Source organism: Pseudonocardia sp. DSM 110487 (genome assembly GCF_019468565.1).
Lineage (GTDB): Bacteria > Actinomycetota > Actinomycetes > Mycobacteriales > Pseudonocardiaceae > Pseudonocardia.
Genome location: NZ_CP080521.1, coordinates 1,230,797 through 1,246,637, shown reverse-complemented (window position 1 = coordinate 1,246,637; position 15,841 = coordinate 1,230,797). Strand labels below are relative to the sequence as shown.

The window sequence follows — 15,841 nt, the reverse complement described above, 5'->3', positions numbered from 1 at the left end:
GAGTCGGGCAGAACGTCCTCTCGGGGACGGGCTCACCCGATCCGGCGAACGGCCGCGCACAGCGTCACGCATCCGTGACCGGCCGCCCCGACGCGCTCAACGGGCAGCTGGTGCGCACCGGGCACCGGTCGCAGTCTGGTCCGACCCTTGCGATGAACTGGGCGTCGGAGGTGTCCTCCGCGCACTGCCGCACGACCTTCTCCCACGCAGCCAGCTCGGCGTCGTCGAGCGGGGGCTGTGCCGGCTCCTTCGCCTGGCCGCCCGACTTCTGGTCGGCCACGTACACCAGCCGGGCGCCACCGGGCTTCGCGCCGGGTTCCAGGAGCGTGCCGAACGCTCCGAGTGCCGCCGCGAGCTGGTAGACGGCCAGCTGCGGGTGCTCGGCCGCCGCACGGGCGCTGATCGCGGTCTTCCCGGTCTTGACGTCGATCACGACGGGTCGGCCCTCGGCGTCGACCTCCAGCCGGTCGACGCGCCCACGCACACGGAGCCAGGGGCCGCCGGAGCGGCCTGCGCGCTCCGCCAGGTCGCCCGGTTCGTCACCCGCCAGGTCCAGTTGCACGGGCTGCTCGACCGCCACCAGCCGCAGCCCGTCGGCCCGGCTGCTGCGCACCCAGCCCTCGAACGCGGCCAGCATGCCCCGCACCCGTTCCAGCTCGCGGCGGCCATACCACGGCGCGCCTGCGTCGAGCCGTGACCACGCGGAGCGCAGCGCCCCCTCCAGCTCCGACTGGTCGGCACCCGCGGCGCTGGCCTGCACCAGGGCGTGCACCAGCGAGCCGGTGACGGCCGCCAGCGCGCCCACCTCGACGCCGCCGTGACGCTCCAGCACCCAGCGCAGCGGGCAGCGGACGATCTTCTCCACGTCCGACGGCGAGACCGGCACGACCTCGCCCGGCTCCCGCAGCGGCGTGTCGGTGGAGACGGGAGCGAGCCCGTACCAGTCGTCGGGGTGGGCGCCCGGCACGCCGGCCTCGGCCAGCCGCGCCAGCTGCGCCGCGGCTCGCCGTCTGCTCTCCTCGGCCGCCGGGTCGTCAGCGGGACCGCACACCGCCCGCCGCAGCTCCCCGACCAGCTCGGCGAGCACGAGCGAGCGGCCCGGCCGGTGGACCGGGCGGTCGGCGCTGGTGGCGGGCACGGGGTCGAGCTCGTCGAGGAACCGGGACGGTTGCTCGTCCTCGCCCTGCACGGCGCTCACCAGCAGGGTGTGCCGTGCCCGGGAGCACGCCACGTAGAACAGGCGCCGCTCCTCCGCGAGCAGCGGCGCCACCCGCGACACCGTGGGCTCCGACACCCCCGCGACGAGGTCGACGAGCCGCTCGTTGCCCAGCAGGCTTCCGCGCAGTCGCAGGTCCGGCCAGCTGCCCTCCTGCACGGCGGGCACCGCCACGACGTCCCACTCGCGCCCCCGCGCCGCGTGCGCCGTGAGCAGCGAGACGGCATCGCCCCGCGGGGCGCGCGGCGCGAGCGAGTCGCCGGGCAGCTGCTGGTCGGCGAGGTACTCGATGAAGCTCGCGACGGCAGCGCCGGGCAGCCGGTCGGCGTAGCGGGCAGCCGCGTCGAACAGCGCGAGCACGGCGTCGAGGTCCCGGTCGGCAGCGGCGCCGACCGGGCCACCGCGCCCGCTCCCGTCGCGCAGCCGTGGCCCGAGCCCGCTGGCCTGCCACACCCGCCAGAGCACCTCCTCCGCGCTCTCACCGTCGCGGGCGGCGTCGCCGGCGATGGCGAGCAGCGTGCTCACCCGCCGCAGCGGCGCCGTCTCGTTCGGGGGCAGCGCGACGAGTGGGTCGGGACGGCCGAGCGCTGCCGCCCGCAGCACCTCGACCAGCAGCGGGTCGCTGCCCGCCCGCTCGGCGTCCTCCGGCTGACCGGCCGCGCGGGTGCCTGCGTGCAGCCGCAGCAGCCCGCGGCGCAGCCGCCGCATGCGCATCGGATCGGCCGATCCCAGTGGCGACGTCAGCAGCGCGTTCGCGGCGTCGGCATCGATCTCGTCGGGCCTTGTGGCGCAGCGCAGCACGAGCAGCAGCGGGACGACAGCGGGCTGCCGGGCGAGCGGCAGCTCGTCGGGCGGGGCCGCGATGGGCACGCCCGCGGCCAGCAGGGCCCGCCGGAGCGTGGGCAGCGTGCGGCGGGTGGAGCGGGCCAGCACCGCCATCCGCGACCACGGCACGCCCCGCTCGAGGTGGGCGCGCCGCAGCTGGTCGGCGATCCAACCGGCCTCCTGCGCCGCGGAGCCGAACACCTTCACCTGCACGTCGCCGGCGATCTCCGGCTCACCGGGCGGCGCAACGCGCTCCCGGCCGGGGCCGGTGCCGGGCAGCCGGGCGGCGAGGCGGCCGACGGCCTCGCGGACCGCGGGCGCGCCCCTGTGGTCGACGGGCAGCACGACCGTGGGCGCCTCCACGGCCCGCAGCCCCTCGGGGTCGGCCCCCCTGAAGTTCAGGACCGCCTGGTCGGGGTCGCCCGCGAGCAGAACGGTCTGCGCCGTGGCGCCGAGCACCCCGACGAGCTCCATCTGCTGCGGGTCGAGGTCCTGCGCGTCGTCGACGACGAGGTGCCGCACCCGCTCGCGCTCGGCCGCGAGCAGGTCCCGGTCGGCGGCGAGCGCGTCGAGAGCCGCGGCCACGAGCTCGGCGGCGTCCAGCGCCGGTGCGGTGGCCTGCGGCGCCCCCCGGCCCGCGGCACCGCGCAACAGGATGACGTGCTCGTACGTGCGGAAGAACCGCCCCGACGCCACCCACTCCGGCACGTCGTGGCGTCGACCCAGCTCGGCCAGTTCGCCGGGCCCGAGCCCGCGCTCCGCCGCGCGCAGCAGCAGCTCGCGCAGCTCGGCGGCGAACCCGGGCAGCCCGAGCGCGGGACGCAGCCGCTCGCCCCAGCCCGAGTCGGGCACGCCGCCGCCCTCCGGCCCGGCCAGCTCACCGCCGAGCAGGTCGCGGACCACGGCGTCCTGCTCCGCGCTGGCGAGCAGCCGCGGCGGCGGGTCGCCGTTGCGCGCGGCGTGCAGCCGCAGCACCCCGAACGCGTAGGAGTGCACGGTGCGCACCAGCGGCTCGCGGGTGGTGCGCTCGCCGTTCGGGTCGTGAGCCAGGTCGACGATCCGCTCGCGCAGCTCCGCAGCCGCCCGCCTGCTGCCGACCAGCACGAGGGTGCGCTCCGGGTCGTCCCCCGCCCTGATGCGCCCGGCCACGGCGGCCAGCAGGACCGTGGTCTTGCCCGTGCCCGGCCCCCCGACCACCCGCAGCGGCCCGCTCCGGTGCTCCAGCACCCGCCGGGCCGCGACGTCCCATTCCGGCTCGCTCGGCGCCGCGCGCTGCCTGCGCACGAGCCCTGGCGCCAGCGCGGAGCTGTCGGGGCGGGCGTCGGAACGGAGCACGGGCCGATGCAACCACGCCGCCCCGACACGACAGCCACGACCCACCACTCACGCACCCCTTCTCCGCCGACGCGACCGGTCGATGGGTGGCGTGGGCCGGGTCGGGGTGCACCGGCGTTTTCGTGGCGATCAGGCCTGCCGTCGCCGCCGTTGTCGGCCTCGCCCGGCGCAAGATCGCCGGTTCGGTGCGCTGGCTGCGGGTCAGGCAGCTGTGGGTGCACCGGACCGCCGATCTTGAGGGCCCGGCGGCCGCATCGTCGGCGTGATCATCGGATCGGTGCCTGGCCGGCCACATATGGCCGTGGGGGCACCCATCTGGTGATCTTCGTGTTCGCGGCGGGCAGGCTGGCGCCCATGATCATCGGTTGGGTGCGTGGCCGGCCGTATGTGGCCGGTTTCGCGCCAACGCCTTGATCATGCCCGTCGGACCGCCTCCGGTGGCGCCGCGCGCAATCCGGGCAGGCCCTTGGGCCTGCCCGCGTGGTTTGCCCGGAGGGGTCGCAGAGGCTCACGGGTCATCCCTGAAGGAGCGGGGCCGGTCAACCCCCGGTTTGTGGCTCCTGATCTTTCTTCTTGGTCTCTGCGCCTGTGTGTGGGCGCGCCGGGATGAGGCGTCGGGGTCAAGGATCGGCCCGCAGGGCCGACCGCGCAGCGGCCGCAGGTCCTTGACCTCGACGCCGGCCGGCGCACGCTGTTCACGGGCGGAGAACGGGGTGATCTCGCGGCTCCAGGGGTTCGAGTGAATCAGGGGTCGGGTGCATGCTCCAGTGCCGGTGCCCCGGCGGTGGACAGGCCCACGTGGGGGGCTGTCGGTCATCCCTTCGCCATCAGGCATGGAGTGCTACGACGGTTCGCGGTGGGCGAGGTCAATCAAAGGGGCGACCACGCCGTGATCCCCAGGACCGTGACTCTCGCCTGGGATGGGGGTCATGACCTGCACGACCCGCGCCCACCACGATCGATGGTCGACTCACGCCGGGGTGGCCGGGGTGGCCGGGGTGGCCGGGGCGGCCGGGGTGAGCCGACGGATGCGCCCATCACGCAGGCCGTAGAAGACCAGCTCGACCAGCTCGCGAGCGCCGGCAACCACACCGATGTTGCGGCCCCGGCGGGCGGCGACCCGGTCCCGAACCACGCCGGGACGGGTGTGCGGGCCGACCCGTTGCACCGCCTCTACCGCGGCCCAGCGCACCAGCCGCGAACCCTGCTTGGTGATCCGGCCGCGGTGCACCGTGGTGTCGGACTCGTGGTGTTTCGGGGTCAGCCCGGCCCAACTGGCCAACTGGGCCGGCCCGGGGAACCGGGTGATGTCGCCGATCTCGGCCACGAACACCGCGGCCAGGATGGGCCCGACCCCGGGGATCTGTTGGATCGCCCGATAGCCGGGATGCTTGCGCAACCGACCGCCGATCAGCTTGGTGAACGCCTCGATCTCCACGTCCAAGTGCTCGATCAGCCGCAGCGCGGAGTCGATCCGAACCCGTGATTCGGCCGACAACCCAGTGCCGGTCAGCAGGTGCTGCCCGCCCGGGCTGAACAGATCACTCATCCCCACCTGCACCCCGGCCCCGGCCAGCACCGCATGCACCTGACATTTCAGGCTGGAGCGCAGCCCGACCAGCTTGGCCCGAAGCCGCACCCAGCCGCGCAACTCCCGGGTGGCCGGCGGGGCGATCCACGCCTCGGGCAGCCGACCCATCCGCAGCAGATCCGCCAAATCGCCGGCGTCGAGCTCGTCGTTCTTCACCCGCCGGTAGGAGAACATCTTCACCCCCAGCGGGTGCGCCAAATGCACATGCGCGCCCAGCTCGGCCAGCGTGTCCGCGGCCCAATACCAGCCATACGCCGCCTCCAACACCACCTCCGGGGCCTCCCCAGCCCGGGCCATCACCTGCCGCAGATACTGCGGGTCGTTGGAGATCCGCACCGTCTCCAACCGCTCCCCGGTCTCGGTCATCCGCACCAACACCGACCGGCGCCGGTGCAGGTCGATTCCCACGACCTGCGTGCCCTCGTACGATGCGCTCACAGGGGCCTCCTCGAATCGATGGTGTGAGCAACCCCGAGCATGAACCGGGGATCACGAGGAGCGGAGGCCCCGCTCCTTCATCGCATCAAGGGTCGCGAAGCGATCGCGAAGCGACGCCGGAGGCGCCCTTGAGGCGTGAGGAGCAGCCCCGCACGATGCGCGGCGCCACCGAAGGCCCGGCGGAGAGGCGGGCCATTGGCGGCTGAGATGGCAGGCTGACCACGTGGACGAGGAGACCGTGGAGCGGGTGCGGGAGGCGGTACGGGCGATCCCGCCGGGTGAGACCGCGAGCTACGGCGAGATCGCCGAGCGCGTCGGCCTGCGCTCGGCCCGGCTGGTGGGCCGGATCCTCTCCGAGGACGGCGACGACCTGCCATGGCACCGGGTCCTGCGCGCCGACGGCACCTGCGCCCCGCACATCGCAGAGGAACAGAGCGCCCGCCTGCGGGCGGAGGGGATCCTGATGGTGGACGGCCGCCTCCCCAAACGGCGGTGAGGCGCCTCAGGCGGCCAGTTGGGCGGCCGGTCCGTAGCGGGACGCCAGCACGTCCAGGACCGCCTCGTGGTCGGACAGCGGGGCACCCACCACGTCGGCGCCGCAGCGATCCAGGTTGCGCTGGAACAGGCCCGGCGCGAGCAGCCACGACGCCACGGCCACCCGGTTCGCGCCGTCGGCGCGCAGCCTCGCCACGACCTCGGCCACGCCCGGCTGGTCACCCAGCACGATGGGCGCCAGCGTGACGGGCCTGCCGAGCAGCCGTCCGAGCCGCCGAGCTGCGCGGGCCCCGTCGGCCTGCGCATGCGGGTCGCTCGACGCGGCGACCGCGAGCACCACCGCGTCGTCGGGCCGGGCGCCTGCCTCGGTGAGGCGATCTGCCGCGGCCGCGACGAGCACGGGGTCGGGGCCGAACGCCTCCGCGAGCACGACGTCGGAACGGCCGGTGGCCCGCAGCTGCTCGGGCACGTCCGCACGGACGTGGTAGCCGGCCGCGAGGAACGCGGGCACTGCGACGGTCGGGCCGTCGATCTCGCCGAGCACGTCGGCCGGGGTGGGCCCGCGGACGTCGGCGTAGCAGGCGTGCACCGGCACGCCGAAGCGCAGGCGGGCACGCTCGGCCACCCGCTCGGTGACCACAGCTCCCGCCGGGTCCCGCGTGCCGTGCGCGATCAGCAGCAGGTTCACCGCACCGACCCGTGCACGCAGTGGCCACCCACGGAGCCCGGACCAGCGCCGGGGTCGAGGGCCAGCCGGTAGCCGCGCTTGACGACGGTCTGCACGAGCTTCGGCCGCCCGAGCGCACTGCGCAGCCGGGCCATCGCGGTCTCGACCGCGTGCTCGTCACCGCTGCCCCCTGGCAGGGCCTTCAACAGCTCGGCGCGCGAGATGACCCGGCCGGCACGGCGGGCCAGCGCCCGCAGCAGTGCCATCCCGGCCGGTGGAACCGTGCGCAGCTCACCGTCGACGAGCACGGCGTGCCCGCGAAGCTCCAGCACGTGCCCCGCGACCGGCAGTCTGCGAGCCCGTGCCGGCAGCTCGGCCTCCAGCTGCCGCACCATCGCGCCCAGCCGGGAGCGGTTCGGCTGCACGGTCGGGACGTCCACGGCTTCGAGCGGGGCCGCGGTGACCGGGCCGACGCACAGCGCGAGCACCGGTCCCCGCAGCGCGTCCAGCAGCGGGCCGCGGACGCCGCGCTCGTCGGCTCGGGCCAGCAGGCTCGCCGCGGCGGGCGCGCTGGTGAAGGCGAGCACGTCGATCCCGCCGCAGAGGACGGTGTCGATCAGCCGGTCGAGCGGGCCGAGGTCGGCGGGCGGCAGCCAGCGGTACACCGGCACCTCGACCACCTCGGCACCGGCCATCGTCAGCGCGTCGACCACGTCGGGCAGGGGCTCGCCGTGCAGCTGCACGGCGATGCGGAGGCCGTCGACCCCCATGTCGAGGAGGTGGTCGAGCACCTCGGCGGACGATTCGGACGGCGGCGACCACGCGTCGACGAGCCCGGACGCCCGGATCGCGCCGCGGGCCTTCGGGCCCCGCGCCAGCAGCTTGCCGGAGCCGAGCGCGTCGAGCAGGTCCTCGGCGATGCCCCAGCCGTCGGCGGCCTCGACCCACCCGCGGAACCCGATCCCGGTGGTGGCGACGGTGACATCGGGCGGGCGGGCGATGAGCCCGCGCGTGGCGTCGGCGAGCTCGGTGTCGTCGGCGACGGGGACGATCCGCAGCGCGGCACCCTGCTGCACGACGGCACCGCGCCGCTCCAGCATCGTGCCGAGCTCCTCGGCCCTGCGGGCCGCGGTGACGCCGACGGTGAACCCGGCCAGCGGCGGCACCGCGGCGGCGGTGGTGGCTGGGGTGGTCATGGCAGCGGTCACGGTAGCCCGACCTGCAGCCAACCGTCGGCGACCCGCACCGGGTACACCGGCACCCGGACGTCCGGGTCGTCCAGGCACTGCCCGGTGATCAGGCTGAACGCCTGCTTGAACACGGGGGAGGCCACGATGGGCACGCCACCGCGGTCGCCGACGATCCCGCGGGAGAGCACCGCCGCCCCGGAGAACGGGTCGACGTTGCCGATCGCGTAGACCGTGTCATCGGCCATGCGGAACAGCGCGACCTGCACGGGCTCGCCACCGGCCGCGAGCAGTGCGGCGGCCCCGCGCTCGGGGAACAACCGTTCCAGTAGACAGACTGTCTCCCAGCGGACGTCGACCATTGCTGGGTCAATCGTTTCGGCGGTCATGCACGCACCCCCGGAAGTCCGAGCGTGACGGGGACCGGCTGGCCCCGCTCGCTCACGAACGAGATCGTCGGATCCGGCGTCTCCGGAGCGTTCACGAACGACACGAACCGCTCCAGTTTCTCCGGGTCATCCAGCACCCCACGCCACTCGTCGGCGTACCCCGCGACGTGCTTCTCCATCGCAGCCTCGAGGTCGGCGCAGATACCGAGCGAGTCGTCGACGATCACGGCGCGCAGGTGGTCGAGCCCGCCGTCCATCGCCTCCACCCACGACGCGGTGCGCTGCAGCCGGTCGGCGGTACGGATGTAGAACATGAGGAACCGGTCGATCAGCGCGATCAGGGTGTCGGTGTCGACGTCGGAGGCGATCAGCTCGGCGTGGCGCGGCGTGAAGCCGCCGTTGCCGCCGACGTAGAGGTTCCAGCCGGTCTCGGTGGCGATCACCCCGAAGTCCTTGGACCGGGCCTCCGCGCACTCGCGCGCGCAGCCCGACACCCCGGCCTTGACCTTGTGGGGTGAGCGCAGGCCGCGGTAGCGCAGCTCGAGGGCGACGGCGAGGCCCACCGAGTCCTGCTGGCCGTAGCGGCACCACGTGGTGCCCACGCAGGACTTCACGGTGCGCAGCGCCTTGCCGTACGCGTGGCCGGACTCGAAGCCGGCGTCGACGAGGCGTCGCCAGATCGCCGGCAGTTGCTCGACGCGGGCGCCGAACATGTCGATCCGCTGGCCACCGGTGATCTTCGTGTAGAGCCCGAAGTCCCGGGCCACCTGGCCGATCACGATCAACCCCTCCGGGGTGATCTCGCCGCCCGGGATGCGCGGGACGACCGAGTACGTACCGTTGCGCTGCAGGTTGGCCAGGAAGTGGTCGTTGGTGTCCTGCAACGCGGCCTGCTCGCCGGACAGCACGTGCCCCGTGCCGAGCGAGGCGAGGATCGAGGCCACCGCCGGCTTGCAGATGTCGCAGCCGCGGCCGGTGCCGTGCCGGGCGATGATCTCGGAGAACGTGCGTACCCCGGTGCTCGCCACGATCTCGAACAGTTCGGCGCGGGACACCGAGAAGTGCTCGCACAGTGCCTTCGAGACCTCGACGCCCGACTGCTCCAGCAGCTTCTTCAGCATCGGCACGCAGGATCCGCAGCTGGTCCCGGCCCGGGTACACGCCTTGATGCCCGGCACGTCGTGCGCGCCGTCCGCGATCGCGGAACAGATCGCGCCCTTCGTGACCGCGTTGCAGGAGCAGACCTGCGCGGAATCGGGGAGGGCATCGGCACCGAGCTCCACCCCGCCCGGCGCGATCATCGCGACCGGATCGGCCGGCAGCGGCGACCCGACGAGGGGCCGCAGCGTCGCGTACTTGGAGGCGTCGCCGACGAGCACGCCGCCGAGCAGCGTCTTCGCGTCGTCGCTCACGACGAGCTTGGCGTAGGTGCCCGCGACCGGGTCGTTGACGATGACCTCCAGTGCGCCCGCCGTGCGGGCCAGTGCGTCACCGAAGCTCGCGACGTCGACGCCGAGCATCTTCAGCTGCGTCGACATGTCCAGCTCGGCGGGCGTCATCGTGGCCTCGCCGCCGAGCAGCCGGTCGGCCACCACCTCGGCCATCGCGTACCCGGGAGCGACCAGACCGTAGGTGCGGCCCTCCAGCGCGGCCACCTCGCCGACGGCCCAGATGTGCGGGTCGGGCGTGCGGCACGATGTGTTGACGAGCACACCGCCGCGCTCCCCGACCGGCAGCCCGGCCTCGCGGGCAAGCCCATCGGCGGGGCGGATGCCGGCGGAGAAGACGACGAGGTCCGCGTCCAGCTCGATACCGTCGGAAAGCGACGCGATCAGTCGGCCGCGGTCCTCGCTGATCCCGTTGACGGAGACCCCGCAGCGCACCTGCAGGTCCTCGGTCTCGACGAGCCGCCGCAGCACCGCGCCGCCGCCCTCGTCGACCTGCACCGGCATGAGTCTCGGCGCGATCTCGACGACCTGCGGGGACAGGCCGAGCAGCCGCAGGGCCCGCGCGGCCTCCAGCCCGAGCAGCCCACCACCGACCACCACGGCCGAGCGTCGGCCCGGTCCCGGTCCGGCAACCGCGCGCTCGGCGGCCGCCATGATCGCGTCGAGGTCGTCGAGGGTGCGGTAGACGAAGCAGCCGGGGAGATCGCGTCCCGGAACCGGAGGCACGAACGGCACCGACCCGGTGGCGAGCACGAGCGCGTCGTAGGGCAGCTCGCGCCCGGACTCGGTGTGCACCACGCGGGCGTCCCGGTCGAGCTTCACCGCGGCGTCGCCCAGGTGCAGCCGCACCAGCGGGTCTGCCACCTCGGGGAGAGTCAGCTCCTCGGCGGTCTTGCCGTCGACGTACGACGAGAGGGCGACACGGTCGTAGGCCGGGCGGGTCTCCTGCCCCAGCACCGTGATCCGCCATGCGCCTGCGGTATCGCGGTCGCGCATGGCCTGCACCAGTCGGTGCCCGACCATGCCGTTACCGACTACGACGAGTTCCTTCACGCGGCTCCCTCCTCGGGGACGGGGGTCAGCGTCGGGGGGTCGCTCTCGGCGAGCCATGCGCAGATGCCGCGCACGGCGTCACCGCAGCTGCCGCAGCCGGTGCCGGCGCGGGTGGCGCGGCTCATGGCTGCGACGTCGGTGTGGCCGTCCCGCCACGCGGCGACGAGCGCGCCCTTCGTGACGGTGTTGCAGCGGCAGACGACCGCGGACGCGGGCAGCCGGCCCGGGTCGGACGTCTCGGGCGCTCCGGGAAGTGCGCGGCCGAACAGCAGCCCCAGCCGGTCGGTGGGCGCAGGCTGTCCCGTGTCGTAGTACTGGATCATGGAGGCGGCCGCCTCCGGCAGCCCGATCATGGCGCCGCCGACCACGCGGTCGCCGCGCAGCGCGAGGGTGGCGTACCGGCCACCCGAAGGGTCGGCGAAGCGCAGCACCTCGGCGCCGGACTCGGCCAGCACCGCGGGGTCGCCGACCGTGGCGAGGTCCACGTCGCGCGCCTTGAGCCGGGTGACGGCGCGGGTGCCGCCGTAGCTGGCGGCCGGATCGGTGCCCGTGATGAGGTCGGCGAGCACCGCGGCCTGCTCCCACCCCGGCTGCACGAGGCCCGCGGGCGTGCCCGGGTGCTGAGCGCAGTCGCCGATGGCGTGCACCCGCCCGTCCGACGTGGCGAGGCGGTCGTCGACGAGCACGCCGCGGTCGACCGCGATCCCGGCGTCGGCGGCGAGGCCGGTTTCGGCCCGCACGCCTGCCGCGACGACCAGTGCGTCGGCCGCGAGGAGGTCGCCGTCGGCGCTGCGCACCCCGACCTCGGGTTCCCACGCGGTCGCCTGGAAGCCGAGCCGGACGTCGATGCCGAGGCGCGTCATAGCCGCGGCCAGCACCTCGCCCGCACCCTTGTCGAGCTGGCGTTCCATCAGGTGTGACATCGGGTGCACGAGCGTCACCCGCACACCCCTCCCGGCCAGCCCACGGGCGGCCTCGCAGCCGAGCAGCCCACCGCCGAGCACGGCGAACCGCGCCCCGGGACGGGCCAGCTTCAGGATCCGCTCGCAGTCGTCCAGGTCGCGGAAGGTGGCGACGTTCTTGTCGGCGAGCCCTTCGAGCGGCGGCAGCCACGCCCGGCTGCCGGTGGCCAGCACCAGCTCGTCGTAGCGCTCCACCGCACCGTCCGAGCAGTGCACCACCCGCTCCGCGCGATCGATCGACTTCACCGTGACCCCGGTGCGCAGGTCCACCCGGTGCCGCGCGGCCCAGCCCGGCGGGTGCAGCTGCACCGCCTGCGCCGACAGCCCTCCGCCCAGCACAGTGGACAGCAGCACCCGGTTGTAGGCGGGCCGAGGCTCCGCGCCGACGACGGTCAGGCGCACGAGCCTCCCGTTGGGGTCCCGGCGCCGCACCTCCTCGGCGAACCGGGCACCGACCATCCCGTGTCCGATCACCACAACCCGTCTGCTCACGCCGATCGACGGTAGGTAGCCGGAGTTACACGCGTGGGGCGGTTCGTGACGGAGAGGTAACGCCGCTCGCACATCGCCAGGCCGACACCGTGAGCGTGAGCCGCGCCTCCCCCAGTTGCAGCAAAGCCACCTTCATGCCGGCTAGCTGCATGAAAGTGGCTTTGCCGCAATGGGCCGCTCAGTTGTGTGACGTAGACCTCTGCCGCCTACGCCGGTTCCAGGCGCACCGCGCTCACCTTGAACTCCGGCATCCGGCTGATCGGGTCGAGGGCCGGGTTGGTCACCAGGTTGGCGGCCTGCTCGCCGCCGAAATGGAACGGCAGGAACACCGTGTCCAGCCGCATGCTCGGCACGCACCGCACGCGCGCCTCGGCGGTGCCGCGGCGGGAGACCACGCGGGCCCAGTCGCCGTCGGTGAGCCCGGCGCGGGCCGCGGTGTCCGGATGGACCTCCACGAACGATTCGGGCGCCACAGCGGAGAGCTCGGCCACCCGGCGGGTCTGCGCGCCCGACTGGTAGTGCACGAGCACCCGCCCGGTCGTGGCTCGCAGCGGGTGATCGGGATCGGGCAGCTCGGCCGACGGAGTGTGGTCGACCGGGATGAGACGGGCCCTGCCGTCGGCGTGGGCGAACCGCTCTGTGAACAGTCGCGGCGTGCCGGGATGGTCGGGCGCGGGGCAGGGCCAGTGCAGCGCCTCGCCCGCGTCGAGCCGGTCGTAGCTGATGCCGGCGTAGTCGGCGATCCCGCCCGCGGAGGCCGCGCGCAGCTCGTCGAACACCGCACGGGGCTCGGCGGGGAAGCCCGCGACGCCGAGCCGGTCGGCCAGCCCGGAGACCACCTCGAGGTCGGTGCGCACCCCATCCGGGGGTTGCATCGCCCGGCGCCTGCGCAGCACCCGGCCTTCGAGGTTGGTCATCGTGCCCTCCTCCTCGGCCCATTGGGCCACGGGCAGCACGACGTCGGCGGCCATCGCGGTCTCGCCGGGCAGGACGTCGGCGACGACCAGCAGGTCCAGCGCCGCGATCCGCTCGGCCACCGCGTTCGCGTGCGGCGCCGACACGAGCACGTTCGAGCCGAATACGAGCAGCGCCTTGGGCCCATCACGGCGTCCGAGCGCGGCGAGCAGCTCGGTGGCACTGCGCCCTGGACCGGGCAGGCTGTCCGGATCCACGCCCCAGACGCCCGCGACGTGCGCCCGGGCGTCCGGATCGCTGATCGAGCGGTACCCCGGCAGCTGGTCGGACTTCTGTCCGTGCTCGCGCCCGCCCTGCCCGTTCCCCTGACCGGTGATGGTTCCGAAGCCCGAGCCCGGCCCGCCCGGCAGCCCGAGCGCGAGGGCGAGGTTGATCCAGGAGGTGACCGTGTCGACGCCGTGGGCGTGCTGCTCGGCTCCGCGCGCGGTGAGGACGTACCGCCGCGACGTCGTGGCGAGCCACTCGACGGCCCTGCGCATGTCCGACGCCGGAACCCCGCACACGCGCTCCGCGCGCTCGGGCCACCACTGGGCCGCCACCCGCCAGGCGTCGTCGAAGCCACTGGTGCGCTCGGCCACGTAGTCGGCGTCGATGTGCCCGTCGACCACGGCGGCGTGCAGCATGCCCAGCGCCAGCACGAGGTCGGTGCCGGGCACCGGCTGCAGGTGCAGCCCGCCCGAGGCCAGCGCCCGCTCCGCCGTCGGCGTGCGGCGCGGATCCACCACCACGAGCCGGGCACCGCCGAGGTGGCCCATCAGCGGTGGCATCGTCTCCGCGATGTTCGCGCCCGCGAGCAGCACGACCTCCGCGTCATCGAGGTCGGTGACGGGGAACGGCAGCCCGCGGTCGATCCCGAAAGCGCGGTTTCCGGCCGCGGCCGCGGACGACATGCAGAACCGGCCGTTGTAGTCGATCTGCGACGTGCCGAGGCCGACGCGCGCGAACTTGCCGAGCAGGTAGGCCTTCTCGTTCGTGAGGCCACCGGCGCCGAAGACGGCGACGGCGTCCGGGCCGTGCTCGGCCTGCAGCTCACGGAGCCGGGAGGCGACGTGCCCGAGCGCCGCATCCCAGCTCACCGCGTCGAACGGGGCCGAGCGCGACGCGCGCATCAGCGGGGTGGTCAACCGCTCGGGGTGGGCCAGGAGGCTGCCCGACGTCCAGCCCTTCTGGCACAGCCCGCCGCGGTTGGTGGGGAACTCCCTGCCGTCGACGTCCCCGCGGCCGTCGACCCACTGCCCGCACTGCAGTGCGCAGTACGGGCAGTGGGTCGCAACCCTCGTCGTCGGGGTGGCCGCGAGCGTCATACGTGCGCGTACGCCACACGCGGGTGCGTGGCCTCGGCGGGGACCGGACGCAGGTAGACGACGTAGGTCACCGCGATGCACACCACGTAGAAGGCGAGGAAGGACCAGAACGCGGGGTCACCGGACTGCGCGGTCATGAACGACTGGCGGAACGCCAGGTTGATGAACAGGCCGCCGAGCGCGCCGATCGCTCCCGCGATGCCGATGACCGCGCCGGAGACGCGCCGCGCCCGCAGGTACGCCGCCTCCGGCTCCGATGCCCCCGTCTCGACCGCGATGCGGGCCTGACCCCGGAAGATCGCCGGGATCATCTTGTAGGTGGACCCGTTGCCGACGCCGCTGAACACGAACAGCAGCACGAAGCCGACCGTGTACAGCATCAGCGAGTCCATGGCCGACGCCGCGAGCACCACGAGGGCGGAGACTCCCATCGCGATGAAGTTGTAGAACGTGATCTTCGCGCCGCCGTACTTGTCGGCGAGCCACCCGCCGACGGGCCGGATCAGGGAGCCGAGGAGCGGACCGATGAACGTCACGGCGGCGGCCTGCAGCGGGGTGCGGCCGAACTGGTTCTGCAGCACGAGCCCGAAGGCGAAGCTGTAGCCGATGAACGAGCCGAACGTGCCGATGTAGAGGAACGACATCACCCAGGTCTGCGACTCCCGGTACGCCTCCTTGAAGGCCCCCGTGTCGTTGCGCATCGAGGTGAGGTTGTCCATCTTGATCGCGGCGAAGACGGCGGCCACGACGATCAGCGGGATGTAGACGCCGAGCAGGATCCGCGGGGCGCCTGCGCCCGCCGTCGCAATGATCAGCAGGCCGACCAGCTGGATGACCGGAACGCCGATGTTCCCCCCGCCGGCGTTCAGTCCCAGTGCCCAGCCCTTCCTCGCCTCCGGGTAGAAGGCGTTGATGTTCGCCATGGACGAGGCGAAGTTCCCGCCACCGAGTCCCCCGACGGCGGCGACGAGAACGAACACCCAGTAGGGAGTGCCGGGCTGCATGACGATCGCGGCGAGAATCGTCGGGATCAGCAGCAGGGCGGCGCTCGCGATCGTCCAGTTGCGGCCGCCGAAACGGGCAGGCGCCATCGTGTAGGGCAGACGCAGGATCGATCCCACCAGCGTCGGCACCGCGACCAGGAAGAACTTCCCCGCCGCGTCGATGCCGTACTCCGGCCCCATGAAGAGCACGAGGACCGACCACATCGTCCAGATCGAGAAACCGATGTGCTCTGAGAAGATCGAGAACCACAGGTTGCGGTTCGCGACCTTCGCGCCGGTGCGCTCCCAGAAGCCCGAGTCCTCGGGATCCCAGTGGTCGATCCAACGCCCGCGGAGCATGGAACGCGCGGGGGCTGCGTCGGGTGCGGTCGTCGTCACGCCGGTCCTCCTGGTTGGTCGGTCCGGCGCGACGTTATGCACGGCCCGTTACCGGCCCGTCGGTTCGATGTGACAGGGACGC

Annotated in this window: 11 protein-coding genes; 2 read left to right on the top strand and 9 right to left on the bottom strand. The window is 73.7% G+C overall.

Features of this window, described 5'->3' with window-relative positions:
• Positions 1-64: 64 nt before the first annotated feature.
• Complete coding sequence (locus K1T35_RS05925) at positions 65-3,376, bottom strand: ATP-dependent helicase (protein WP_370645314.1); 3,312 nt, start codon at positions 3,374-3,376, stop codon at positions 65-67.
• 122 nt (positions 3,377-3,498) lie between these two features.
• Between K1T35_RS05925 and K1T35_RS05920 the strand changes: the two genes are divergently transcribed.
• On the top strand, positions 3,499-3,642 hold the full coding sequence (locus K1T35_RS05920; RefSeq protein WP_220259161.1) for a hypothetical protein: 144 nt from the start codon (positions 3,499-3,501) through the stop codon (positions 3,640-3,642).
• Positions 3,643-4,346: 704 nt separating this feature from the next.
• Here K1T35_RS05920 and K1T35_RS05915 read toward each other — a convergent pair.
• Positions 4,347-5,405, bottom strand: a complete 1,059-nt coding sequence (locus K1T35_RS05915; RefSeq protein ID WP_220259160.1) for an IS110 family transposase — start codon at positions 5,403-5,405, stop codon at positions 4,347-4,349.
• Positions 5,406-5,628: 223 nt separating this feature from the next.
• Here K1T35_RS05915 and K1T35_RS05910 point away from each other — a divergent pair, with 223 nt between their 5' ends.
• Positions 5,629-5,901: an MGMT family protein gene (locus K1T35_RS05910; protein WP_220259159.1), complete on the top strand. Its 273-nt coding sequence runs from the start codon at positions 5,629-5,631 to the stop codon at positions 5,899-5,901.
• 6 nt (positions 5,902-5,907) lie between these two features.
• Here the strand turns inward: K1T35_RS05910 and K1T35_RS05905 are convergent, their stop codons facing one another.
• The 7 genes from K1T35_RS05905 to K1T35_RS05875 form a co-directional block, all read right to left on the bottom strand.
• On the bottom strand, positions 5,908-6,588 hold the full coding sequence (locus K1T35_RS05905) for a sirohydrochlorin chelatase (protein ID WP_255621619.1): 681 nt from the start codon (positions 6,586-6,588) through the stop codon (positions 5,908-5,910).
• Positions 6,585-7,763, bottom strand: a complete 1,179-nt coding sequence (locus K1T35_RS05900; RefSeq protein ID WP_220259158.1) for a uroporphyrinogen-III synthase — start codon at positions 7,761-7,763, stop codon at positions 6,585-6,587. The genes K1T35_RS05905 and K1T35_RS05900 overlap by 4 nt, the downstream gene beginning before the upstream one ends.
• A gap of 8 nt (positions 7,764-7,771) precedes the next feature.
• Entirely contained in the window at positions 7,772-8,143 is a 372-nt protein-coding gene (gene nirD, locus K1T35_RS05895) for a nitrite reductase small subunit NirD (protein WP_220259157.1), read from the bottom strand.
• Positions 8,140-10,644: a nitrite reductase large subunit NirB gene (gene nirB / locus K1T35_RS05890; RefSeq protein ID WP_304940846.1), complete on the bottom strand. Its 2,505-nt coding sequence runs from the start codon at positions 10,642-10,644 to the stop codon at positions 8,140-8,142. Before nirB ends, nirD begins: the two co-directional genes overlap by 4 nt.
• On the bottom strand, positions 10,641-12,098 hold the full coding sequence (locus K1T35_RS05885) for an FAD-dependent oxidoreductase (protein WP_220259155.1): 1,458 nt from the start codon (positions 12,096-12,098) through the stop codon (positions 10,641-10,643). The genes nirB and K1T35_RS05885 overlap by 4 nt, the downstream gene beginning before the upstream one ends.
• A gap of 206 nt (positions 12,099-12,304) precedes the next feature.
• The gene (locus K1T35_RS05880; RefSeq protein WP_220259154.1) at positions 12,305-14,377 is read right to left on the bottom strand and encodes a molybdopterin oxidoreductase family protein; all 2,073 of its coding nucleotides are present in this window, start codon (positions 14,375-14,377) and stop codon (positions 12,305-12,307) included.
• Entirely contained in the window at positions 14,374-15,720 is a 1,347-nt protein-coding gene (locus tag K1T35_RS05875) for a NarK/NasA family nitrate transporter (protein WP_220262420.1), read from the bottom strand. Before K1T35_RS05875 ends, K1T35_RS05880 begins: the two co-directional genes overlap by 4 nt.
• Positions 15,721-15,841 lie beyond the last annotated feature (121 nt).